Origin of the sequence: Paenibacillus sp. UNC496MF (assembly GCF_900113915.1) — a bacterium.
Taxonomy (GTDB): domain Bacteria; phylum Bacillota; class Bacilli; order Paenibacillales; family Paenibacillaceae; genus Paenibacillus_Z; species Paenibacillus_Z artemisiicola.
Window position 1 is genome coordinate 214479 of record NZ_FORE01000004.1, and the last position, 23537, is coordinate 238015.

Sequence of the window (23537 nt, forward strand, 5' to 3'; positions counted from 1 at the left end):
GGCCAATCGGCACTTATGACGCTTTTCGACAAATTTTTCCGAACGGGGAGACCAGGGATCATGAACTTTACGAAAATGCACGGACTCGGCAACGATTTCATCGTGGTCGCGGGCGAATCGAAACTGCCGGACGACGCGGCGCAGCTGGCGGAACGGCTGTGCAACCGCTTCTTCGGCATCGGCGCGGACGGCCTCGTTTATATTTTGCCTTCGGAGCAAGCGGACTTCCGCATGCGGATCATCAACTCGGACGGCTCCGAGGCGGAGCAGTGCGGCAACGCGATCCGCTGCGTGGCGAAGTACGTGTTCGATAACGGCCTCACGGACAAAGAAACGCTGACGATCGAGACGCTCGGCGCGGGCGTGCAGGAAGTGCAGCTGACCGTCGACAACGGCAAAGCAAGCCGCGTGCGGGTCAATATGGGCCAGCCGATTCTCGAAGGCCTCAAAGTGCCGACGACGATCGACGCCAACCCGGTCATCGGCCAAGCGATCGAAGTGGACGGCCGCGAGTTCAAGTTCACGGCTGTGTCCATGGGCAACCCGCACTGCGTCATCTACGTCGACGACGCGGTCAATTTCGACCTCGCGACCTGGGGGCCGAAGCTGGAAGTGCACCCGATGTTCCCGCGCAAAATCAACGTCGAATTCGTGACGGTGCGCGCCAAGGACCGCACGGACATGCGCGTATGGGAGCGCGGCGCCGGCCCGACGCTGGCATGCGGCACGGGCGCGTGCGCGACCGTCGTGGCGTCGGTGCTGAACGGCTTGACCGACCGGACGGCGACGGTGTCGCTCAAGGGCGGCGATCTGCTCATCGAGTGGGACGAAGCGACCAACTACGTGTTCATGACGGGCCCGGCGGAAGAAGTCTACCGCGGAACGGTCTAAGCAGCGGACGAAGGAGTTTTGACATATGAAACCGGATTTGAGGGAAGCGCTGAAGGCGCGTATCTTGACCGGCGACGGCGCGATGGGAACCTACCTGTACGGAATGGGGTTCCCTGTCGGCGTTTCCTACGAAGAATTCAACCTGCTCCGGCCGGAGGTCATCGCGGACGTGCATCGCCGCTACTACGGCGCCGGGGCGCGAATCATCGAGACCAACACGTTTTCCGCCAACCTGATGAGCTTGACCAATTACGGGCTGGACGCCGAGGTGGAAGCGATCAACAGAGCGGGCGTGCGCATTGCCCGCGAAGCCGTCGGCGGCGACGCATACGTCGTCGGAGCGGTCGGCTCCATCCGGGCCGGGAAGCGCAAAAACATTTCGACGCTCGACCTGGAAGGGCTGTTCCGCCAGCAAATCGGGGCGCAGCTCGCCGAAGGGGTCGACGGCATCCTGCTGGAGACGTTCTACGACCTCGAAGAAGCGCTGCTAGCGCTTCGGATCGTGCGCGAGCGGTCCGACCTGCCGGTCATCTGCCAGTTCGCCGTGGAGAAGGAAGCGGTGACGCTGGACGGCAAACCGATCGCGGCGGCGTTCGAAAGCTTGCGCCTCGAAGGGGCCGACGTCGTCGGCTTTAACTGCCGCAGCGGCCCGAACGGCATTCTCCGCGCCATCGATTCCATCGGCGGGGAGCCGGGGCTGCCGCTATCGGTCTTCCCGAACGCGGGCATCCCGGACTACGTCGACGGCAAGTACCAATACACGTCGACGCCGGATTATTTCGCGGAATCGGCGCGCAAATTCGCCGACCGCGGCGCGCGCATCATCGGCGGCTGCTGCGGGACGACGCCGGAGCATATCGCGGCGATCGCCGCGGCGCTGGACGGCTACGCGCCGCGGCCGGTCGACCCGGCGGACCGGCTGGCGGCCGCGCCGGCGGAGCGCCTGACCGTCCGCGAGCCGAAGCAGCCGGAGGAACGCGCGGCGAAGACGGAGCCGACCATCGTAGACCTGGTCAACCGGCGCCACACCGTCATCGTCGAGCTCGACCCGCCGCGCGACCTGGACATCCGCAAATTCATGGACGGCGCCAAGGCGCTGAAAGCGGCCGGAGCCGACGCCGTGACGATGGCCGACAACTCGCTGGCCGTCACGCGGATGAGCAACATCGCGCTGGCTTCCCTCGTGCAGCACCAGATCGGCATCAAGCCGCTCGTGCACATCGCCTGCCGCGACCGCAACCTGATCGGGACGCAATCGCACATGATGGGCCTCGACGCGCTCGGGATCGACCACGTGCTCGCGGTGACCGGCGACCCGGCGCGGTTCGGCGACCTGCCGGATTCCAGCTCGGTGTACGACCTGACCTCGTTCGAAATGATCCGCATGATCAAGCAGCTGAACGAAGGCGTCGCTTTTTCCGGCAAGACGCTGAAGCAGAAGGCGAGCTTCGTCACCGGCGCGGCGTTCAACCCGAACGTGAAGTACTTGGACAAGGCGGTCGCCCGGCTGGAGCGCAAAATCGAAACGGGCGCCGACTACATCATGACGCAGCCCGTCTACGACAAGGCGCTCATCGCGCGGATCGCGGAGGCGACGCGGCATCTGAACGTGCCGATCTTCATCGGCGTCATGCCGCTCGCGAGCGGGCGCAATGCGGAGTACCTTCACAACGAGGTGCCCGGCATTCAGCTGTCGGACGACGTTCGCGGCCGGATGGCCGGCCTGGAGGGCGAGGCGGGCCGCGCCGAGGGCGTACGCATCGCGGAGGAACTGCTGGACGCGGCGACGGACCATTTCAAGGGCATCTACCTGATCACGCCGTTCATGTTCTACGAGATGACCGTGAAGCTGACCGATTACGTATGGCGAAAAACAGGCAGTTTGGCGAGGTAACCTCGTTATTTCTCGCGTTTGCGCTTTAACACTTGTTCGTCCGATAAAAATGGATTAATATAGACGTTGGATGCACTTGCCATGCCGCGCCCCCATGCGTTACAATTAGGGGCCCGAAACCCCGCGCCTCCGCTTGGGCTTTCGGCTAAGCGCAACGTATGCTCCGGACTTTTTTCGTCAAGAATAGTGCAATATTCTGCCATCGGCAGACGCCTTCATTCTTGCGCTTATCGATAGATCGTGTACTATTCCTAACCAAGCACGAGAGATACCGGAGGGGAACCTTAACATGGCCATCAAACTCATCAATATCGGCTTCGGCAACATCGTGTCCGCGAATCGGATCATTTCGATCGTCAGCCCGGAATCGGCGCCGATCAAGCGGATCATTCAGGAGGCGCGCGACCGGCACATGCTGATCGACGCGACGTACGGACGCCGCACGCGCGCCGTCATCATCACGGACAGCGACCATGTCATTTTGTCCGCAGTGCAGCCGGAAACGGTTGCGCATCGTCTCTCGACCAAGGATGACGATCACGACGAATAAGTAACGGGGAGTCTTATGAAAAGAGGATTGTTAATCGTATTGTCCGGTCCTTCGGGCGTGGGCAAGGGCACCGTGTGCGCGCAGCTTCGGCATAAGCAGAACGATCTGGTGTATTCCGTTTCGGCGACGACGCGCAAGCCCCGCCAGGGAGAAATCGACGGCATCAATTATTTTTTTAAGAGCAAGGAGCAATTCCAGGACATGATCGCGCGCGACGCGCTGCTGGAATACGCGGAGTACGTCGGCAATTACTACGGCACCCCGCGCGATTTCGTGGAGCGGACGCTGGCTTCGGGCAAGGACATCATCCTTGAAATCGAAGTGCAGGGCGCGCTGAAAGTGAAAGAGAAATTCCCGCAAGGCGTGTTCATCTTCTTGGTGCCGCCGTCTCTTGACGTGCTCAAACAGCGCATTACGGGACGCGGCACGGAGAATGCCGATATAATCGACCATCGCATGAACGTCGCGGTGGAAGAGATGAATTTGATTCATTATTACGATTATGCCGTCGTCAACGACCAGATCGACGCCGCGTGCCACCGGATTCAGAGCATCATCGTCGCGGAGCACTGCCGCAGGGAACGGTTCGTCGAAGAACTCGAAGAAATGAAAGCAGCTTCCGAGAAAGCATGAGCGAGGTGAAAGCAGATTGTTATATCCATCCATCGATGAAATGATGAAGAAAGTCGACAGCAAGTACTCGCTGGTCGTGGCGGCATCTCGCCGGGCGCGCAAGCTGCGGGACGGCAGCAAGAGCGAAATCCGCACGCCGAAGTCGCACAAATACGTGGGCGTCGCGCTCGAAGAAATCTACCATGACATTCTCGTGGTCGAAAGCACGCTGAACAAGAAGGACGAACAGGAATAACAACCCTCGCGGTTGTTATTTTTTTCATCCCGGAAAAGGAAGCGGCGCATTCCGCTGGACCGGGCGAACGGCGGCGCGGCCATGGATCAAGAGAGGAGAGCAGCCATGCTACAGGGAAAAACGATTTTGCTCGGCATTACGGGGGGCATCGCGGCTTACAAGGCGGCGACGATCTGCAGCCGGCTGACGCAGGCGGGCGCGAACGTGCGCGTCATCATGACCGAGTCGGCGACCAAATTCATCTCGCCGCTGACATTGCAGACGTTGTCGCGGCATCCCGTCTATCTCGACACGTTCGACGAATTCGATCCGGCCGTGGTCGCGCATATCGACGCGGCTGACAGCGCGGATCTGGTGCTGGTCGCGCCGGCGACGGCGAACGTGCTCGGCAAAATGGCCAACGGGCTCGCGGACGATTTCCTCAGCACGACGCTCCTGGCGGCGACGGCCCAGGTCATCGTGGCCCCGGCGATGAACGTGCATATGTACGCGCATCCGGCGGTGGAGCGGAACATGGCGCTGCTCGCGGAGCGCGGCGTCCGGTTCGTGGAGCCGGGCACGGGCAACCTGGCGTGCGGTTACGTCGGCAAAGGGCGGCTCGCGGAGCCGGAGGAGATCGTCTTCGCCGTGAAGCAGTGGTTCGCCTCGCGCACGGAGCTGGCGGGCAAGAAAGTGCTGATAACCGCCGGCGGCACGGTGGAACGGCTTGACCCCGTGCGTTACCTGACGAACGATTCGTCCGGCAAAATGGGCTTTGCCTTGGCGGAAGCGGCGGCGAACCGCGGCGCGGACGTCACCGTCATCGCCGCGCGGACGACGGCGGCGCCGATCGGCGGCGTCGAGCTCGTCCGCGCGGAGTCGGCTGAAGAGATGCTGCAGGCGGTGCTGGCGCGCTACGATTCCGCGGACCTCGTCATCAAGGCGGCGGCCGTCGCCGATTACCGGCCGGCCGCGCAGGCGCCGTCCAAGATCAAGAAGAGCGACGAACGGCTCGTCGTCGAGCTGGAACGGACGACCGATATTTTGAAGACGCTCGGCGAACGGAAGACGCATCAATTTCTCGTCGGCTTCGCGGCCGAGACGGAGCATGTGGCGTCCTACGCCATGGATAAGCTGGCCCGCAAACATTGCGACCTCGTCGTCGCGAACGACGTCTCGCAGGAAGGCGCGGGCTTTAACGCGGATACGAACGTCGTGCAGGTCTTCGGGCCGGAAGGGCTGGTCGAAGCGCTGCCGCGGCTGCCCAAGCGCGAAGTGGCGGAGCGGCTGCTCGCGCGGATCGCGGAGCGGATGAACGCCAAGACGGCGCCGGGAGACGCGGAATGATCGCGAGAGTCATCGTGGACGTGCCGAGCCGCGCGACGGACCGGCCGTTCGATTACGCGATTCCGGACGCGATGGCCGGCTGGGTGGAGGTCGGCAGCCGGGTCGGCGTGCCGTTCGGCGGCCGCGTGCTGCAGGGCTTCGTCGTCGGCATCGCGCCGTTCGCGGAAGTGGACGCGCGGAAGCTGAAGCCGATCGCGGAGCTGCTCGACCATCTGCCGCCGCTGTCGCCGGATCTCGTCGAGCTCGCGCAGTGGATCGCCGAGAAATACTGCTGCCCGCTCACGACGGCGCTGCAGGCGATGATCCCGTCGGCGCTGAAAGGCAAGGCGGACTCCGTCGTGCGGCTGTCCGAGGAGGCGGCGGCGGAGCCGAACGGCTTATTCGGACCGGAGGAAGAGCCGTGGCTGCGGTATTTGCGGCAGCAAGGCGGCGAAGCGCGGCTCGCGCTGCTGCAGGAGCGGTTTCCCGAAGCGGCGGCGTCCGTCAAGGCGGCGATCGGCCGGGGCATGCTCGAGGAGCGGGTGTCGATCCGCGACCGGCTCGCGGTGCGCAAGGTACTTACGGTGTATCCGCCGGAGGATGCGGACGCCGTCCGCGCCGAGCTCGCGAACGCGTCGGCCCGCGCGGCGAAGCAGCGGGAGGCGGCGCAGTACATGCTCGAGCATGCCGAGCCGATCCCGCTCGCCGCGCTGGCGCAGGCGCTCGCGACGACGACAGGCACGATCCGCGGCGCGGAGGCGAAGGGCTGGCTCGCGATCCGCGAAACGGAGCAGCGCCGCGACCCGTACGCCGGCCGCGGCTTCGGCAAGACGGCGCCGCTGCGCCTGACGGAAGGGCAGCAGGCGGTCTACGACGAGCTCGCGCAAGCGGTGGACGACGCGTCGCCCCGCGTGTTTCTGCTGCACGGCGTGACGGGCAGCGGCAAGACGGAAGTGTACCTGCAGGCGATCGAACGCTGTCTGAAGGACGACCGGCAGGCGATCGTGCTCGTACCGGAGATCGCGTTGACGCCGCAAATGGTGGAACGCTTCAAAGGCCGCTTCGGCGACGCCGTCGCCGTGCTGCACAGCCGTCTCTCGAGCGGCGAACGCTACGACGAGTGGCGCAAAATCCGCGAAGGACGCGCGGAAGTGGCGGTCGGCGCGCGCTCGGCCGTGTTCGCGCCGTTCAAGCGCATCGGACTCATCATTATCGACGAGGAACACGAATCGTCTTATAAACAAGAAGAAAGCCCGAAGTACCACGCCCGGGACGTCGCGGTCCGACGGGCAAACCAGCATGGCGCCGTCGTCGTGCTCGGCTCGGCGACGCCGTCGCTGGAGTCGTTCGTCGCCGCTTCCGCTTCCCGCGGCGGCCAGGAGGCGCCCGGCGAGGGCGCGGCCGCCAAACGCGGCGCGTCGCTGCTGCCGATGCCGGACCGGGTGGCCGGCCGGCCGCTGCCCAAAGTGCACGTCGTCGACATGCGGGACGAGCTGAAGGACGGCAACCGCTCGATGTTCAGCCGCCAGCTGCACGAGGGACTGCTGCAGCGGCTCGAGCGCGGCGAGCAATCCGTGCTGCTGCTGAACCGCAGAGGCTATTCGACGTTCGTGATGTGCCGGTCCTGCGGGTATACGGCGCAGTGTCCGCATTGCGATATCTCGCTCACGTACCATCAGAAATCGCGGGCGCTCCGCTGCCATTACTGCGGCCACGCCGAGCAGGAGCCGAAGGCGTGCCCGTCCTGCGAGAGCGAGCATATCCGGTTCTTCGGCACCGGCACGCAGCGCGTGGAGGAAGAGCTGGCGAAGCTGTTTCCGGGCATCCGCGTCATCCGGATGGACGTCGACACGACGACGGAGAAAGGCTCGCACGAGAAATGGCTGACGCAGTTCGGCAACCGGGAAGCGGACGTGCTGCTCGGGACGCAGATGGTCGCGAAAGGGCTCGATTTTCCCTATGTGACCCTGGTAGGCGTCATCGCCGCGGATACGTCCCTGCATCTGCCCGATTTCCGGGCGGCGGAGAAGACGTTCCAGCTGCTGACCCAGGTCGCGGGCCGGGCCGGGCGCCACGAACTGCCGGGCGAAGTCATCGTGCAGACGTATAACCCCGAGCACTACGCCATCGTCAGCGCGCGGCATCACGACTACGCGTCGTTCGTCCGGGAGGAGCTGAAGCACCGCCGGTTCATGGCGTATCCGCCGTTTTGCCGGCTCATTCTCGTGACGCTGTCCCACGAGCAGCTCGCGCTCGTCATCGGCGAAGGCGAGAAGCTCGCGGGGGCGCTGCGCGACTTGGCCCGGGCCGCCGGCATCCGGGGCTCGGACGAAGGAGACGGCAGCCGGTTCATGGACGTGCTCGGGCCAGTCGCCTCGCCGATTCCCCGCATGAAAGATCGCTATCGTTTTCAATGTATGCTAAAATATCGGGGAAACGTGGGGGCCGCGGACCTGCTGCAGCAGGCGATCGCGCAGCTCGCCGGCACGAACGGGCAGCCGCCGGTCACCATGAGCGTGGACGTGGATCCGCAAATGATTTTATAACGTACGTTATAGAGAGCAGCTAAGATTGGGAGGTCGTTTGGTATGGCAATTCGATTAATCGTGCAGGATCCGGACCCGGTGCTCCGCGAACGCGCGGCCGCGGTGACGAAGTTCAATTCCAATTTGCATAAGCTGTTGAACGATATGGCGGAAACGATGTACGACGCGGAAGGCGTCGGCTTGGCCGCGCCGCAGGTGGGCATCTCCAAGCGCGTCATCGTCGTGGACGTCGGGGACGACCATGGGCTGATCGAGATGGTCAATCCCGAAATCGTGGAGCGCTCGGGCGAGCAGCTCGGACCGGAAGGCTGCCTCAGCATCGCCAACCTGAACGGCGAGGTTCGCCGCGCCCAGCACGTCAAGCTGAAGGGCTTCGACCGCAACGGCGCGCCGATCGAGCTCGAAGCGAGCGACTTTTTGGCGCGGGCGTTCCAGCATGAAGTGGATCATTTGAACGGGGTGCTGTTTACCGACATCGCGGAAACGGTGTACGACGTCAGCAAGCGTCCCCGCCCGGACGGAGAGTGACCGCATGCGCATCGTGTTCATGGGCACGCCGGAGTTCGCCGTGCCTTCCCTGGAAGCCATCCTGGATGCCGGCCATACGGTCGAGCTGGTCGTGACGCAGCCCGACCGCCCGAAGGGCCGCAAAAAAACGTTGACGCCGCCTCCGGTCAAGGAAGCGGCGCTTCTGCGCGGGCTCCCGGTCGAGCAGCCGGAGCGACTGCGCGGCTCGGAGACGGCGGCGCGCATCGCCGGGCTGCGGCCGGATTTGATCGTCACGGCCGCCTACGGGCAGATTCTGCCGAAAGCGGTGCTGGACGTGCCGCGGCTCGGCTGCATTAACGTGCACGGATCGCTGCTGCCGCGTTATCGCGGGGGCGCGCCGATCCAGCGCGCGATCATCAACGGCGAGACCAAGAGCGGCGTGACGATCATGTACATGGCCGAAGGGCTCGATACGGGCGACATGATCAGCGTCGTCGAAGTGCCGATCGCCGAGACGGACACGTCGGGCAGCCTGTTCGAGAAGCTGACCGCCGCCGGCGCGAAGCTGCTGGCCGAGACGCTGCCGGCGATCGAAGCGGGAACGGCGAAAGCGGTCCCGCAAAATCACGACGAGGCGACGTACGCGCCGAATCTGACGCGCGACGACGAGCGCATCGACTGGAGCCGACCGGCGCGCGACGTCTACAATCAAGTGCGCGGTTTGTCGCCGATGGCCGGCGGCTTCACGGTATGGAACGGCGAGCCGTTCAAGGTGTGGGGCTGCGAGCCGGTGAAGCGGGGCAACGCCGCGGCGGCCCCGGGAACGGTGCTGGCCGCGGACGAGCGGGGCATCGCCGTGCAGACGGGAGCGGACGCGCTGCTGCTGACCGTCATCCAGCCGGCGGGCAAGAAAGCGATGCCCGCCTCCGAATGGCTGAAGGGCGCGCGGCTCGCGCCGGGCACGGTCTTCGGCGCGGAGGCGGAAGCGTGAGCGGGGCCGGCGAAGGCAAGCGTCCGGCGACCGGCGGCCAAGCCCGCGGCGGCGGAGCGGCGGCCGGCGGCAAGCCGGGGGCGAAGCCGCGCGCTCATGCCGGCGCACGGCCAGGCGGCGCGCGCCCGGCAGCCGGAGCCGGCCAGCGCCCGGGCGGCAAGCCCGGATCGCCGGCCAAGGCCGGCCGGAAGCCGGAGCCGCGGCGCAAGACGGCGCGCGAGGTCGCGCTGGATACGCTGGTCCGGGTCATGGAGGCCGGCGCCTACAGCAACCTGCAGCTGAACCGCGCGCTGCAGGACGCGGAGCTGTCCCGGGCCGACGCGGCGCTCGCGACCGAGCTCGTGTACGGCACGATCCAGCACCAGCGGCTGCTCGACGACAGGCTGGACGCCTTGGTCGCGAAAGGAGTGCGGAAGCTGGCGCCTTGGGTGCTCGCGCTGCTGCGGATGAGCGCGTACCAGCTGCTGCTGCTCGACCGCGTACCGCCGCACGCGGCCGTCAACGAGGCGGTCGTCATCGCGAAGCGGCGCGGCCACGCCGGCATCTCCGGCATGGTGAACGGCGTCCTCCGCAACATGGAACGAAGGCTGAACGAGCTGAAGCAGCCGTCCTCGCTGACGGATCCGGTACGACGGATCGGCATCGATCATTCGTATCCCGATTGGCTCGTGAAACGTTGGATCGACCGCTACGGCGAAGAAACCGCGGAGCGGATCTGCGCCGCCGGCAACGAACGGCCGCATGCCAGCGCGCGCGTCAACGCGCTCAAGCTGTCGCGTGAGAAGGCGATCGCGCTGCTGGCCGAGCACGGGGTCGAAGCGAAGCCGTCCGCGTTGGCGGACGAGGGCGTCGTCGCCCTCGGCGGCGGCAACCTGGCGCAGTCCGGCGGCTACCGCGACGGCTGGCTGACGCCGCAGGACGAGAGCTCGATGCTCGTGGCGGACGTCTGCGCGCCGCAGCCCGGCATGCGCGTGCTGGACTGCTGCGCGGCGCCGGGGGGCAAGACGACGCACCTCGCGGAATTGATGGGGGACCGCGGCGAAGTCGTCGCGAACGACGTCCATCCGCATAAGCAGCCGCTGATCGACGAACACGCCGTGCGTCTGGGGCTCGCGTCCGTGCGCACGGTCGTCGGCGACGCGGCAGCGCTGTCGGAGCGATTCGCGCCCGGCAGCTTCGATCTCGTGCTGCTGGACGCCCCGTGCTCCGGCTTCGGCGTCATCCGCCGGAAGCCGGAAATCAAATGGACGAAGTCCGAGTCGGACGTCGCGGCGATCGCGGAGCTGCAGGAGCGGCTGCTGGCCGAAGCGGCGAAGCTGGTCCGCCCCGGCGGCACGCTCGTTTACAGCACCTGCACGATCGAGCGGGACGAAAACGAGCGGCAAGTACTGAAATTCCTGGAAGCGCACGAATGGTATAAGCTGGATGCCGACTGGCCGTCCCGGGTGCTCCGGCCGCTCCGGACGAACGGGATCGTCGGCGACGGTTTCGAAGGCATGGTCCAGCTGCTGCCTCAGCATTTCGGCAGCGACGGCTTTTTCATCGCCCGCATGAAACGCGATCCCGAAGGTTCCGCATAACCGTCTTGCCCATACGCCCCTAACAGCGCGCAAGTGGCCTGTTATGGGCGTTTATGGTACTATAAACGTGGCGGTCCGCAGCTATCGGACGCCAAGCCAACATTTCATGAAGAAATAGGTGTGAACCCGATGAAACCGTTCATCTACGACTATACGCTGGAGCAGCTGCAAAATTGGATGAAGGAGAACGGCGAGCCCGCGTTTCGCGGCACCCAGCTGTTCGAATGGTTGTACGTCAAGCGCGTGAAGAGCTTCGACGAGATGAGCAACCTGTCCAAGCCGCTTCGGCAAAAGCTTGAAGACCAGTTCGCGTTCGTGACGCTGAACGAAATCACCCGCTTCGAATCGAAGGACGGCACGGTGAAGTTCTTGTTCGGCCTCCACGACAACCACGCGATCGAAACGGTCATCATGCGCCATAACTACGGCAACAGCATTTGCGTGACCACGCAGGTCGGCTGCCGGATCGGCTGCACGTTCTGCGCCTCGACGCTGGGCGGCTTGAAGCGCAACCTGACCGCGGGCGAAATCGTCGCGCAGGTCGTCGTCGCGCAGCAGATGCTCGACGAAACGAACGAGCGCGTGTCCAGCATCGTCATCATGGGCTCCGGCGAGCCGTTCGAGAACTACGACGCGACGATGACGTTCCTTCGCCTCATGATCCACGAGAAGGGACTCAACATCGGACAGCGCCATATCACGGTGTCGACGAGCGGCATCGTGCCGAGCATGTACAAGTTCGCCGAGGAGAACACGCAGATCAACCTGGCCATCTCCATTCACGCGCCGAACGACAAGCTGCGCTCCAAGCTGATGCCGGTCAACCGCCGCTTCCCGTTCGAAGAAGTCATGGAAGCGTGCCGCAACTACATCGCGAAGACGGGAAGGCGCATCACGTTCGAATACGCGCTGATCGGCGGCGTCAACGACCAGAGCGAGCACGCGGAAGAGCTGGCGCAGGTGCTGAAGGGCATGCTTTGCCACGTCAACCTGATTCCGGTCAATCACGTGCCGGAGCGCGATTACGTGCGCACCCCCCGCGAACAAATTTTCGAATTTCACCGGATCCTGGAGAAGAACAAAATCAATGCCACCATCCGCAGAGAACAGGGCCACGACATTGCGGCGGCTTGCGGACAATTGCGCGCGAAACATATGGAGTCTACGGCGGGGTGATGATGGTTGAAAACGGCTTTGCGGAGTGATATCGGAAGAATTCGACTCGTGAACGAAGACCGGGTCTGGTCGGAAGTACTGGAACCCGGTCTCGTCGTTGCGATCGTGGCCGACGGAATGGGCGGCCACCAGGCAGGGGAAGTGGCAAGCAATCTTGCCGTCGATACGTTTCGCGAAGCGCTGAAGGGCTCGACGGCGGCCTTGTCGCCGGAAGAGCGCAAGACGCTGATCAGCCAGGCGATTTTACAGGCCAATGAAGTCGTGTTCGACACGGCATCCAACAACGAACAGTATTATAATATGGGCACGACGGTCGTTGCGGTGCTGCTGTCCGAGGATCATGCCGTCATCGGCCATATCGGGGACAGCCGCGCCTATCAATGGCGGGGCGGCAAGCTGACGCAGCTGACGGAAGATCACACGCTCGTGAACGAGTTGGTGAAGTCCGGGCAAATCAAGCCGGAAGAGGCCGAGCACCATCCGCGCCGCAACGTGCTGACGCGGGCGTTGGGCACGGATGAGCAGGTAGAGGTCGACGTCCAGAGCATTTCTTGGATGAAGGACGACCTGCTGCTGCTTTGCAGCGACGGGCTGTCCGACATGATCAATACGGCTGCGATCGTCGAAACGTTGGAACAGGACGGACTGGATCTGGACCAGAAGGCGGACAGGCTCGTACAGCTTGCGCTGCAAGCCGGCGGAGACGACAACATTACCGTCGCGCTGCTGCATCATGCCGAAGACACGGAGCTTGAGGGGTGATCGACATGATAGGACATGAGCTCGGCGGAAGATACGAAATCATTGCGCGTATCGGCGGCGGCGGCATGGCGCTGGTGTACAAGGCCCATGACGTGCTGCTGAACCGCAACGTGGCGGTCAAGGTGCTTCGCCAGCAATACGTGCACGACGAGGAATTCATCCGGCGGTTCAGACGGGAAGCGCAGTCCGCCGCGGCGCTGTCGCATCCGAACGTCGTGAGCATTTACGACGTGGGGCAGGAGGACGATACGCACTACATCGTCATGGAATACGTCGAAGGCAACAATTTGAACGAAATCATCAAGGAACGCGCGCCGCTCCAGGCCGAGGAAGCGGTCAAGATCGCGATCCAGATTTGCGATGCCCTGGAGCACGCGCACCATAACCAAATCATCCATCGCGATATTAAACCTCATAATATTCTTATCGGCAAAAACGGCCGCGTGAAGGTGACGGATTTCGGCATCGCGCGGGCGGTCACGTCGTCGACGATCACGCAGACGGGCTCCATGGTCGGTTCGGTGCATTATTTTTCGCCCGAGCACGCGAAGGGCAGCGCGACCGGCGAGAAGTCGGACCTGTATTCGCTCGGCATCGTGCTGTACCAGATGCTGACGGGCAAGCTGCCGTTCCTCGGCGAAAGCCCGATCAGCGTCGCGCTGAAGCATTTGCAGGAAAATTTCGAGGAGCCGCGCGAGCTGAATCCGTACATACCGCAGAGCGTCGAGAACGTGATTCTGAAGGCGATGCGCAAAAATCCGAACGAGCGGTACCATTCGGCGACGGAAATGCTGGCCGATCTCGAAACCTGCCTGCAGCCCGGACGGCTGCGGGAGCCGAAGATCGAATTCGATAATCCCGACTTCGACGAGACCCGCGTCATGCCCGCGATCCGCGGGAGCATCGCGGATACGCTCGCCGCGTCGTCGGCCGCCGCGAAAGCGGACAGGACCGCGCCGTACGGCGCGGCTGAACGGGAGCGGACGCCGGCGGAACGCACGGCCGCGACGTCGGCCGCGCGCGCGGACGAACCGGGCGAGGAAGAGGAAGACCGCTGGAATTCCGAAGGACTCGAAGAAAAAAAGCGCGGACGGCGGTGGGTCAAGCCCGTCGTGACGGTGGCGTCGACGCTGGTCATTATCGCGCTCGTTTACTGGGGCGCCATGACCGTGCTCGGCTGGTTCGACATCGAGGAGGTCGACGTCCCGTACGTCGTCAACATGAACGAGACCGACGCCCGGATGACGCTGGAGAAGGCGGGGCTGAAGGTCGAAGAGCCATCGATCTACACGGATAAGGAAGGCGTCGCCAAAGACATCGTCTACGAGCAGTCCAAGCCGAACCAGCGCGTGAAGGTCGGCTCGTTCATCAAGCTGTACGTCAGCACCGGACCGAAGCTGGAGGCGGCCGACAATTACGTCGGCAAGTCCTACGACGACGCGGTGGCGGCGCTCGTCGCGCTCGGCCTCGACCAGGAGAAGCAAATTTCCAAGAAAGAAACGTTCAGCGACGAAGCGCCGGGGACGGTGCTGGAACAGACGCCGCCGGCCGGCGAGCAATATGATCCCAAGACCGCGGCGTTCTCCTTCACGGTCAGCCAGGGCAAGGAGACGCTGAAGATGCCGAAAGTCATCGGCAAGAAGGAAAGCGAAGCCATCGCCCAGCTCCGTTCCCTGGGGCTCGTCGTGAACGATTCCGATATCGTCCGGGAGCCGAGCTACCGGCCGAAGGGCGAAGTAACCGCCCAATATCCGTACGATCCCGACGCGCAGGTGACCAAAGGGTCGGCGATCACGCTGACGGTCAGCTCCGGCTTGCCGGACGACGCGCTCGAGTATACGTTCAATATCGTCATTTCCCCGGCGCAGGCGGGCAAGACGAGCGAGATCCGCATCGTCTACTCCGACGCCACGGGACAAAACATCGAATGGGGCAAACGGAAGATCAAGGATACCGAGACGTTCCCGGTGAAGGTCGTGCTCGACCCGAATACGGAGGCACAGGTGCAGATCTACCGGGACGGCCAATTCACCGATACGTTCTCGCGCACGTACGGCGACGTTCAATCGGGCGCCGACGCGCCGCCGGAAACGGTGCCGGGCATGGACCCGCCGCCGGCCGACCAGCCAGCCAACACCGAGGAGAGTCCGACGAATGGCAACACGAACACGGATGGAGCCGACAATGACGCAGTCGCGCAATAAGGAAAGCAAAACCGGCCGAATCGTCAAGGCGCTCAGCGGCTACTACTACGTGCGTCCGGAGGTCGCGGCGCCGGGCGAGGCGGACGTGCAGTGCCGGGCGCGCGGCATCTTCAAGAAACGGGGCGAATCGCCGCTCGTCGGCGACGTCGTCGACTTCGAAGAGACGGAGAACGGGGAGGGCGCCGTGAACGCCATCGCGCCGCGAAGCTCGGAGCTGATCCGGCCGCCGGTGGCGAACGTGGACCTGGCCGTGCTCGTGTTCTCCGTCACGGAGCCCGCGCTGAACCTGCAGCTGCTCGACAAATTTCTGGCGCATATCGAGCATGCCGGCATCGACGCCGTACTATGCTTAAGTAAACAGGATTTGGCGGAGGACGGCGAGGAAACGGAAGAGGCGCGGCGCGCGATGGGCGAGGTGCAGCGGATCTACGAGCCGATCGGCTACGAGGTGCTCGTCACCAGCTCGAGGCGCGGCGCGGGCACGGCGGCGCTCAAGGAACGGCTGCAGGGGCATTTGGCGGTGTTCGCCGGGCAATCCGGCGTCGGCAAATCGTCGCTGCTGAACGCCCTCGTCCCGGGCCTTACGCTGGAAACGAACGAAATCAGCAACCGGCTCGGCCGGGGCAAGCATACCACGCGTCACGTCGAGCTGATCGACATCGGCGGCGGCTTGGTGGCGGATACGCCGGGGTTCAGCCAGCTGGACTTCGCGGAGCTCGGCATCGAGGAACTCGGCAGCTGCTTCCGCGAAATGCGCGAACGGGCGCCCGAGTGCAAATTCCGCGGCTGCACCCACATCCATGAACCGGAATGCGCGGTGCTGAAGGCGGTGGAGGACGGCGAAATCGCGCCGAGCCGCCATGCCAACTACGCGCTGTTCATGGCGGAGATGAAAGAGAAAAAGCGGAGGTACTGACATGTCCATCATCATCGCACCATCGATTTTGTCCGCCGATTTCGCGGCGCTCGGAGAAGAGATCAAAGACGTGGACCGTGCCGGCGCGGATTGGATCCATATCGACGTCATGGACGGCCATTTCGTGCCGACCCTGACGTTCGGCCCGCAGATCATTCAAGCCGTTCGGCCGGCGTCGAAGCTCGTCTACGACGTCCATCTGATGATCGAGCGGCCGGAGCTGCACATCCCGAATTACGTCGCCGCGGGCGCGGACCGCATCACGGTCCATGCCGAGGCTTGCGTCCATCTGCATCGCGTGGTGCATCAGATCAAGGAAGCCGGCCTTCCCGCCGGCGTGGCCCTTAATCCCGCGACGCCGGTCAGCGCGCTCGAGAACGTGCTGGACGATATCGACATGATCCTGCTGATGACCGTCAACCCCGGCTTCGGCGGCCAGAAATTCATCGCGCAGTCGCTGCAGAAGATTCGCCAAACGCGCGCGCTGCTGGCGGAGCGGGGCCGCGAAGGCATGCTGATCCAAGTGGACGGCGGCATCAACGCCGAGACGGCGCCGCTCGTGCGCGAGGCCGGCGCCGACGTGTTCGTCGCGGGCAGCGCCGTGTTCACCGAGCGCGACCGGGCGGCGGCGATCGCCGCGCTGCGTTAAGGGGCGCGCGGGTGGGCGGGCGCTTGAAGAAAGGGCTGCTGCTGCTTCTGTACGGCATCGGCTGCGGCCTGATGCTGTGTTTGTTCACGATCATCAAGGGCATGGCGAACCTGGTGTTCTCCCTGCTCGCCGTCGTGATCGCGATCCATTATTTCAAGAACTTCGCGTCGATCCGTTCGCGGATCGCGTTCATCGCGCTGGCGATCGTAAGCTTTCTGGTCTTCGTGTTCATCTATGCGGTGATCACGGCGATGCGGAGCGGGGCGCCAGGCGCGGCATAGAGAGAGAACGGCCCAAGCCCGGGTTTGGAATAGGACAGTCCCGCGGCGCATAGGATGGTTACATGAACGAACGTCGTTCTTGTAGCCTTTTTTTTATGGACGAAGGCGCGGAACCGTTACGGATGTTAAAGACGGCCCGTGCTTCAACGATCGGAGACCGCTTCCGGCACTTTGGGGCAAACGGGTTTTCTGCCTGCAATAACTCTTAGGAGGGGTGGAGCATGAAATTCTATACGATCAAGCTGCCGAAGTTCTTGGGTGGTTTCGTGAAGGCCATCTTAAACACGTTTCAGAAGAGCTAGCAGCGGCTGCCCCTGAAGCGGACGTTCGGCGTGCGAAATCCGGAGCGCGGAAGGCTTCGCCGGCTAACGTCGCGCCTTTCGCGCTTTGACATGCAAAAAAGCACCTGATGTTGAATCAGGTGCTTTTTGTCCATGGCTTCATGCCGTTATACGCGAGTGACTTTACCGGATTTGAGCGCCTTGGTGCTGACGTAAACGCGCTTCGGCTTGCCGTTAACAAGAATTCTTACCTTCTGAACGTTAACGCCCCAAGAGCGGCGGGTTTTGTTGTTAGCGTGCGATACGTTGTTGCCTACACCAGGACCTTTGCCCGTAATGAAACATTTGCGAGACATGGAATACACCTCCCCTTGACAATCACTGCAAACAAACAGACTTCAATATAATAGCATATGTCCGGGCTTTCATCAAGCATTGTCAACGCGCAATATCGACATCTAGCGCTTAAAAAAGGATGAAAACGGTCGAGAATGGGGGGCTGGACTTCAAAATCGTTCAAATTTATAGTACAATGTGGATTAGTCCATAATAACAACGGTGAAGGAGTGGTTTTCCATGCCTCTGCAGCTACAATCCGAACTCGGAAGCGTTCATATAACCGATCATGTGATTTCCGTCCTTGCCGGGTCCGCAGCCATGGACTGTTATGGGCTGGTAGGCATGGCATCAAGAAAGCAGCTGAAAGACGGCATCGCCGAGCTGCTGGGTCGGGATAATCTGTCGCGCGGTGTCGAAGTCCACCGAGAGAACGATTACTTACACATCGATTTGTACATCATCGTGAGCTACGGGACAAAAATTTCCGAGGTCGCACATAATATTCAGTCAAAAGTGAAGTATGTGATGAACGAGGTTGTCGGCGTAAAAGTCGACGTCGTCAATATTTTTGTCCAAGGCGTACGGGTATCTCGGTAGGAAGGGGTAATCACGCTTGATCAAACGCTTTATTAACGGCTCGGATTTCGCGAGAATGCTCCTGAGCGGAGCGGACAATTTACAACGAAACGAATCGCGCATCAACGCGCTGAACGTCTTCCCGGTTCCGGACGGAGATACGGGATCCAATATGAATTTGACGATGAGCTCCGGAAAACGCGAGCTGCAGAAAAACCCGAGCCAAGCAGTGGGCAAAGTTGCGGAAGCGCTTTCTAAAGGGCTGCTGATGGGCGCGCGGGGCAATTCCGGCGTCATTCTGTCGCAGCTGTTCCGCGGCTTCTCCAAGAGCGTCGCGAACCAGGAGCAGATCGACGCGCAGCAGTTCGCCGCGGCGCTGCAGAACGGGGTCGACATGGCTTATAAAGCCGTCGTGAAGCCGGTGGAGGGCACCATCCTGACCGTGGCGAAAGACACGGCCAGGCATGCCGTCGCCTTCGCCAAGCGCAACAACGACGTGGCGCAGCTCGTGCAGGAGGTCGTGTCGCGCGCGAACGAGTCGCTCGAGCGGACCCCGGAGCTGCTGCCGGTGCTCAAGCAGGTCGGCGTCGTCGATTCCGGCGGGCAGGGGCTCGTCTGCATCTATGAGGGCTTCCTGAGCTGTCTGGCGGAGGAGAACGGCATATCCGGCGAAGCCGCGGTCGGCGCGGAAGCCGCCGCTCCCATGGCGTTCCCGCGCCAAGAGGCGCCTAAGGCGCCCGCTCAGCCGATGCCGATGACGGTTCCCTCGGCGTCGCGGCACGCGAGCGCGCAGTCCAAGCTGGAAACGGAGCAGATCGAGTTTCTCTACGACATGGAGTTCTTCATCAACCGCAAACAGGCGGGACGGACGGGACTCCGCTTCGACGAGGCGCTCTTCAAGGGCATGCTGTCCCGGGACGGCGACAGCATTCTCGTCATCGTGGACGACGAGATCATCAAGGTTCACGTGCATACGCGCAAGCCGGGCGACGTGCTGAACTTCGCCCTGCCGTACGGCGAGCTGACGGAGATTCACATTTTGAACATGCGCGAGCAGCATCGGGATTTGCTGCATGAGGAGGAGAACGCGGCGATCGCCGGCGGCGTGTCCGCTCCGGGGGCCGACGTGCTGCCGGAGACGGCGGTCGTCGAAGAGGCCGCCCTCGGGCTCGCCGTCTCCGAGGTGCTTACGGGCACCCCGGCCGACGCCCTCTCCGCGGAGCAGGCGCACGAGCTCGCGCCGTTCGGCCTCGTCGCGGTGGCGATGGGGGACGGCATCCGCGCGATCTTCCTCGACAACAACGTCGACGTCGTCCTGTCGGGCGGCCAGACGATGAATCCGTCGACGGAGGATTTCGTCCGCGCCATCGAGTCGCTGCCGGCGGAGCATATTTTCCTGCTGCCGAACAACAGCAACATCATCCTGGCGGCCCAGCAGGCGGCGGAGCTTAGCGGGCGCAACGTCACGGTGATCGGCTCGAAGAACATTCCGCAAGGGCTGGCCGCGGTCCTGGCGTTCCGGGAGGAAGAGCCGGCGGAGATGAACGCGCAGGCGATGAACGAAGCGGTGCTGCAGGTGCGCTCCGGCCAAGTGACGAACGCGGTGCGCAACACGTCGATCGACGGCATCTCGATTCACGAAGGCGATTATATCGGGATATTGGAGAAGACGATCGTGACCGCCTCCCCGAGCCTGCAGGAAACGTGCAGGGAGCTGCTTGCGCGGATGCTGGAAGACGGCGGCGAGCTGGTCACGGTACTGACGGGCGAGCAGGCAAAGCCGGCGGAAACGGCCGAATTGACGGCATGGGCGAAAGAAACGTTCCCGGATGCGGAGTTCGAAGTGCATGCGGGCGGCCAGCCGCTCTATCCATATTTAATCGCGGTCGAATAGGGGGCATCTGCATGAGCGGGGTTAAAATCGTGACGGACAGCACCGCCGATATCCCGAAACGGGTCAGAGAGCAATACGGCATCGAGATGGTTCCGCTGAAGGTCATGTTCGGCGAAGAGTCGTTCCTGGACGGCGTCTCGCTGACCAACGAGCAGTTTTACACGCGGCTCGCTTCGTCGGCCGCGCTGCCGACGACGTCGCAGCCGTCGCCCGTGGAATTCACGGAAACGTACGAACGACTGAGCAAGCAATATCCGGATTCGGCCATCATTTCGATTCATATTTCTTCCATGCTCAGCGGCACGTACCAATCCGCGCTTCTCGGCTCGACGCTGATGGAAACGCAGGCCGACGTCACCGTCATCGATTCCCGGTCCGTCTCCTACGGGCTGGGCATGCTCGTGGTGAAAGCCGCCGAGATGGCGGCCGGCGGCGCATCGAAGGACGAGATTCTCGCCGCGGTCGACGCGATGCGGAAGGACATGAACATGTATTTCCTCGTCGATACGCTGGAGTATCTCCAGAAGGGCGGCCGGATCGGGAAAGCCGCCGCGCTGTTCGGCTCGATCCTGAACATCAAGCCGATCCTGACGATCGACCGGGAAGGCGAAGTCTCGCCGGTCGACAAAGTACGCGGCACGAAGAAGGCGATGCAGCGCATCGTCGACCTGTTCAAGGCGGAGTTCGGCGATCATCCGATCGACATGACGGTCGGCTGGACGTACAAGCGCGAGCTCGCGCTCGAGCTGGCCGCGCTCGCGCAGGGACAGCTGAACGTGCGCAGCATCAGGCAGACGGACATCGGCGCGGTCATCGGCTCGCATGCCGGCGCCGGGGCCGCGGCTTTATTTATTACGCGGGTGTGAGGTAATGGGGATGAAGCTGGATCAAGTACCGGTCCGGCAAATGAAAGGCGTGAGCGCTCAGAAGGAAGTGGAGCTTCACGCCTTTGGCGTTCATACGATCGCGGATTTGCTGGACTATTTTCCGTTTCGCTACGAGGATTATCGCATTCGGACGCTCGGAGAGACGAAGGACGGCGAGAAAGCGACCGTAGAAGGCAAGATCATGGGCAATCCGGTGCTGCAGCGTTACGGCCGGGCGAAATCGCGGCTGACGTGCAAGATCGCCGTGGACGGCTTGCTCGTGACGGCCGTCTGGTTCAACCGGCACTTCCTGCAGGAGCAGCTCGTGCCGGGACGGGACATCGTTCTGACCGGCAAATGGGAGCAAAGGCGGCTGCAGATCACGGTGTCGGAATCGGAATTTCCCGATAAGGGCACGGCTCGTTCCGGCACGCTGCAGTCGGTGTATTCCATCGGCGGGAGCGTCACGCAGGCGTGGATCCGAAAGCTGATCGCGCAAGCGCTGCAGCAGTACGGCGATATGGTCGAGGAGATTTTGCCGGCCGAGCTGGTGGACAAGCACGGCTTCATGCCGAGGCGCGAAGCCGTGCGGCTGATTCATCAGCCGGACGATATCGCGCTGGGCCAGGACGCGCGGCGCCGGCTCGTGTACGAGGAGCTGTTCCTATTTCAGCTGAAGCTCCAAGCGTACCGCTCGCTGAACCGCAGGCGGATGGACGGCATCGCCCACGTCGTCGACGCGGAGTCGATCCGGGCGTTCTCGCGGACGCTGCCGTTCGAGCTGACGGATTCGCAGAAGAAGGTCGTGAACGAGATTCTGATCGACATGCGGTCGCACGCGTGCATGAACCGGCTGCTGCAGGGCGACGTCGGCTCCGGCAAGACGGTCGTGGCGGCCATCGCCCTGTTCGCGACGTTCAAGGCGGGCCACCAAGGCGCGTTGATGGTGCCGACGGAGATACTGGCGGAGCAGCATTACCGCTCGCTGCAGAAGCTGCTGGGACCGGCGGGCATGGAGGTTGCGCTGCTGACCGGCAGCTTGACGGAGAAGAAGCGCCGGGAGGTGCTGGCCGGCCTGCAGATGGGGCTGATCGACGTCGTCGTCGGCACGCAGGCGATCATCCAGGACGGCGTCTTCTTCCGCAGCCTCGGGCTCGTCGTCACCGACGAGCAGCACCGGTTCGGCGTGAACCAGCGCAGCGTGCTGCGGCGCAAGGGATTGAACCCCGACGTGCTCACGATGACGGCGACGCCGATTCCGCGGACGCTCGCGATCACGGCGTTCGGCGACCTCGACGTCTCGACGCTGCGGGAGCGTCCGCACGGACGCAAGCCGATCCAGACGAATTGGGTGAAGCACGGCATGCTGGACCGCGTGCTCGGCTTCGTGCGCCGCGAGGTGAAGGCAGGCCGGCAATGTTATTTCATCTGCCCGCTGATCGAGGAATCGGACAAGCTGGACGTGCAGAACGCGATCGACCTGCATGTCCAGATCCAGCAGGCGTTTCCGGATCTGCGCGTCGGGCTGCTGCACGGCCGGCTGTCCGCCGCCGAGAAGGACGAGGTCATGCGCGCGTTCGCCGCAAACGAAACCCATGTCCTCGTGGCGACGACGGTCGTGGAGGTCGGCGTCGACGTACCGAACGCGACGCTCATGGTCATCATGGACGCCGAGCGCTTCGGGCTGTCGCAGCTGCACCAGCTGCGCGGCCGCGTGGGCCGGGGCGGCCACCAGTCGTACTGCGTGCTGATCGCCGATCCGAAGTCGGAGATCGGCCGGGAACGGATGAAGATCATGACGGAAACCGACGACGGCTTCGAGGTATCGCGCCGCGACTTGGAACTGCGCGGACCGGGGGATTTCTTCGGAACGAAGCAGAGCGGGGTGCCGGACTTCAAGCTGGCCGACATGGCCGCGGATTTCGCGGTGCTGGAGGAAGCGCGGGACGACGCGGCGGAGCTGACCGGACGCGCGGATTTCTGGCGCGAAGCGCCTTACGCGAGGCTGCGGGACTTGCTGCGCAAAGAGCAACTTTTTCAGGGGGAGCTGTTGGACTAGTTTTTATTGCGAACCCGCCGGCATATAGTACATCTATACGAGGTTTTCGGAGGTCAGCCGCGCCTTGCTCGCGGGGGAGGGCTTCTTGAAGCTGGACGGAGGTGCTATAACCGGACATGAGTTACGCGAAATTCGGCATACGCCCGGAGCTGGTCGAACGCATCAAATTCAAAATGAAAAATCCGGTCATCAAGGACCGGATCAAAATGCTGATGAACGGCGTGAACAAATACGATTTGCAGGACCGCGCGAAGGTGCGGAAGCTTGTCCGCACGGCAGCCGGCATCATGCAGGAAAACTTGACGGAGCAGCAGGAGGAGCAGATCATCGCGTTCGTCCTCGCGCAGAAGATCGATCCGAACAATACGCTGCACTTGATCCGCCTTTGGGCGATGTTCCGCTGATCCTTCGGGGTCGGCG

23 protein-coding genes are annotated in these 23537 nt (G+C 63.2%); 22 read left to right on the forward strand and 1 reads right to left on the reverse strand.

Translation table 11 applies throughout. The features are described from left to right. Positions 1-60: 60 nt before the first annotated feature. The 17 genes from dapF (at position 61) to spoVM (ending at position 17404) form a co-directional block, all read left to right on the forward strand. Positions 61-891: a diaminopimelate epimerase gene (dapF, locus tag BMZ79_RS00975; RefSeq protein ID WP_090635794.1), complete on the forward strand. Its 831-nt coding sequence runs from the start codon at positions 61-63 to the stop codon at positions 889-891. A gap of 25 nt (positions 892-916) precedes the next feature. Beyond that, positions 917-2785, forward strand: coding sequence for a bifunctional homocysteine S-methyltransferase/methylenetetrahydrofolate reductase (locus BMZ79_RS00980; protein ID WP_090635795.1), 1869 nt, complete (start codon positions 917-919; stop codon positions 2783-2785). A gap of 289 nt (positions 2786-3074) precedes the next feature. Further along, positions 3075-3335, forward strand: coding sequence for an extracellular matrix/biofilm regulator RemA (gene remA / locus BMZ79_RS00985; protein ID WP_020615370.1), 261 nt, complete (start codon positions 3075-3077; stop codon positions 3333-3335). Positions 3336-3350: 15 nt separating this feature from the next. Beyond that, the gene (gene gmk / locus BMZ79_RS00990) at positions 3351-3968 is read left to right on the forward strand and encodes a guanylate kinase (protein ID WP_090635797.1); all 618 of its coding nucleotides are present in this window, start codon (positions 3351-3353) and stop codon (positions 3966-3968) included. A gap of 16 nt (positions 3969-3984) precedes the next feature. Next, positions 3985-4203 carry a DNA-directed RNA polymerase subunit omega gene (gene rpoZ, locus BMZ79_RS00995; protein ID WP_090635799.1) on the forward strand — a complete coding sequence of 73 codons (219 nt, stop codon included), beginning with the start codon at positions 3985-3987 and terminating at the stop codon, positions 4201-4203. 105 nt (positions 4204-4308) lie between these two features. Beyond that, positions 4309-5529 carry a bifunctional phosphopantothenoylcysteine decarboxylase/phosphopantothenate--cysteine ligase CoaBC gene (gene coaBC / locus BMZ79_RS01000; protein ID WP_090635800.1) on the forward strand — a complete coding sequence of 407 codons (1221 nt, stop codon included), beginning with the start codon at positions 4309-4311 and terminating at the stop codon, positions 5527-5529. Continuing rightward, positions 5526-8054 (forward strand): primosomal protein N', encoded by a 2529-nt coding sequence (gene priA, locus BMZ79_RS01005; RefSeq protein WP_090635802.1) that lies wholly within the window; start codon positions 5526-5528, stop codon positions 8052-8054. Before coaBC ends, priA begins: the two co-directional genes overlap by 4 nt. A 42-nt stretch (positions 8055-8096) precedes the next feature. Further along, positions 8097-8582 (forward strand): peptide deformylase, encoded by a 486-nt coding sequence (def, locus tag BMZ79_RS01010; protein ID WP_090635804.1) that lies wholly within the window; start codon positions 8097-8099, stop codon positions 8580-8582. A 4-nt stretch (positions 8583-8586) separates the two neighbouring features. Beyond that, complete coding sequence (gene fmt / locus BMZ79_RS01015; RefSeq protein ID WP_090635805.1) at positions 8587-9534, forward strand: methionyl-tRNA formyltransferase; 948 nt, start codon at positions 8587-8589, stop codon at positions 9532-9534. Continuing rightward, positions 9531-11114, forward strand: a complete 1584-nt coding sequence (gene rsmB / locus BMZ79_RS01020; RefSeq protein ID WP_256252496.1) for a 16S rRNA (cytosine(967)-C(5))-methyltransferase RsmB — start codon at positions 9531-9533, stop codon at positions 11112-11114. Before fmt ends, rsmB begins: the two co-directional genes overlap by 4 nt. A gap of 129 nt (positions 11115-11243) precedes the next feature. After that, a complete protein-coding gene (gene rlmN / locus BMZ79_RS01025) occupies positions 11244-12290 on the forward strand; it encodes a dual-specificity RNA methyltransferase RlmN (RefSeq protein WP_090635809.1) in 1047 nt (348 codons plus the stop codon). 6 nt (positions 12291-12296) lie between these two features. Beyond that, entirely contained in the window at positions 12297-13052 is a 756-nt protein-coding gene (locus BMZ79_RS01030) for a Stp1/IreP family PP2C-type Ser/Thr phosphatase (RefSeq protein WP_090635810.1), read from the forward strand. A 5-nt stretch (positions 13053-13057) separates the two neighbouring features. After that, positions 13058-15256, forward strand: a complete 2199-nt coding sequence (gene pknB / locus BMZ79_RS01035; RefSeq protein WP_090637037.1) for a Stk1 family PASTA domain-containing Ser/Thr kinase — start codon at positions 13058-13060, stop codon at positions 15254-15256. Further along, positions 15237-16172: a ribosome small subunit-dependent GTPase A gene (rsgA, locus tag BMZ79_RS01040; RefSeq protein WP_090635812.1), complete on the forward strand. Its 936-nt coding sequence runs from the start codon at positions 15237-15239 to the stop codon at positions 16170-16172. Before pknB ends, rsgA begins: the two co-directional genes overlap by 20 nt. A 1-nt stretch (position 16173) precedes the next feature. After that, positions 16174-16821: a ribulose-phosphate 3-epimerase gene (gene rpe, locus BMZ79_RS01045; RefSeq protein ID WP_090635813.1), complete on the forward strand. Its 648-nt coding sequence runs from the start codon at positions 16174-16176 to the stop codon at positions 16819-16821. Between the two features lie 23 nt (positions 16822-16844). Then, the gene (locus tag BMZ79_RS01050) at positions 16845-17102 is read left to right on the forward strand and encodes a hypothetical protein (protein ID WP_143088859.1); all 258 of its coding nucleotides are present in this window, start codon (positions 16845-16847) and stop codon (positions 17100-17102) included. 221 nt (positions 17103-17323) lie between these two features. Beyond that, positions 17324-17404, forward strand: coding sequence for a stage V sporulation protein SpoVM (gene spoVM, locus BMZ79_RS01055; RefSeq protein ID WP_040711006.1), 81 nt, complete (start codon positions 17324-17326; stop codon positions 17402-17404). A gap of 146 nt (positions 17405-17550) precedes the next feature. On the opposite strand, the gene rpmB is transcribed toward spoVM, so the two are convergent. Continuing rightward, positions 17551-17739 (reverse strand): 50S ribosomal protein L28, encoded by a 189-nt coding sequence (rpmB, locus tag BMZ79_RS01060; protein WP_090635816.1) that lies wholly within the window; start codon positions 17737-17739, stop codon positions 17551-17553. 220 nt (positions 17740-17959) lie between these two features. On the opposite strand from rpmB, the gene BMZ79_RS01065 reads away from it, so the two are divergent. From BMZ79_RS01065 to BMZ79_RS01085, 5 genes are all read left to right on the forward strand, one after another. Continuing rightward, complete coding sequence (locus BMZ79_RS01065) at positions 17960-18319, forward strand: Asp23/Gls24 family envelope stress response protein (protein ID WP_090635818.1); 360 nt, start codon at positions 17960-17962, stop codon at positions 18317-18319. Positions 18320-18335: 16 nt separating this feature from the next. Further along, on the forward strand, positions 18336-20192 hold the full coding sequence (locus tag BMZ79_RS01070) for a DAK2 domain-containing protein (RefSeq protein WP_090635820.1): 1857 nt from the start codon (positions 18336-18338) through the stop codon (positions 20190-20192). Between the two features lie 11 nt (positions 20193-20203). After that, positions 20204-21058 carry a DegV family protein gene (locus tag BMZ79_RS01075; RefSeq protein WP_090635822.1) on the forward strand — a complete coding sequence of 285 codons (855 nt, stop codon included), beginning with the start codon at positions 20204-20206 and terminating at the stop codon, positions 21056-21058. 4 nt (positions 21059-21062) lie between these two features. Next, positions 21063-23117 carry an ATP-dependent DNA helicase RecG gene (gene recG, locus BMZ79_RS01080; RefSeq protein WP_090635823.1) on the forward strand — a complete coding sequence of 685 codons (2055 nt, stop codon included), beginning with the start codon at positions 21063-21065 and terminating at the stop codon, positions 23115-23117. 116 nt (positions 23118-23233) lie between these two features. Then, positions 23234-23521 (forward strand): stage VI sporulation protein F, encoded by a 288-nt coding sequence (locus BMZ79_RS01085; RefSeq protein WP_090635825.1) that lies wholly within the window; start codon positions 23234-23236, stop codon positions 23519-23521. Positions 23522-23537: the final 16 nt, after the last annotated feature.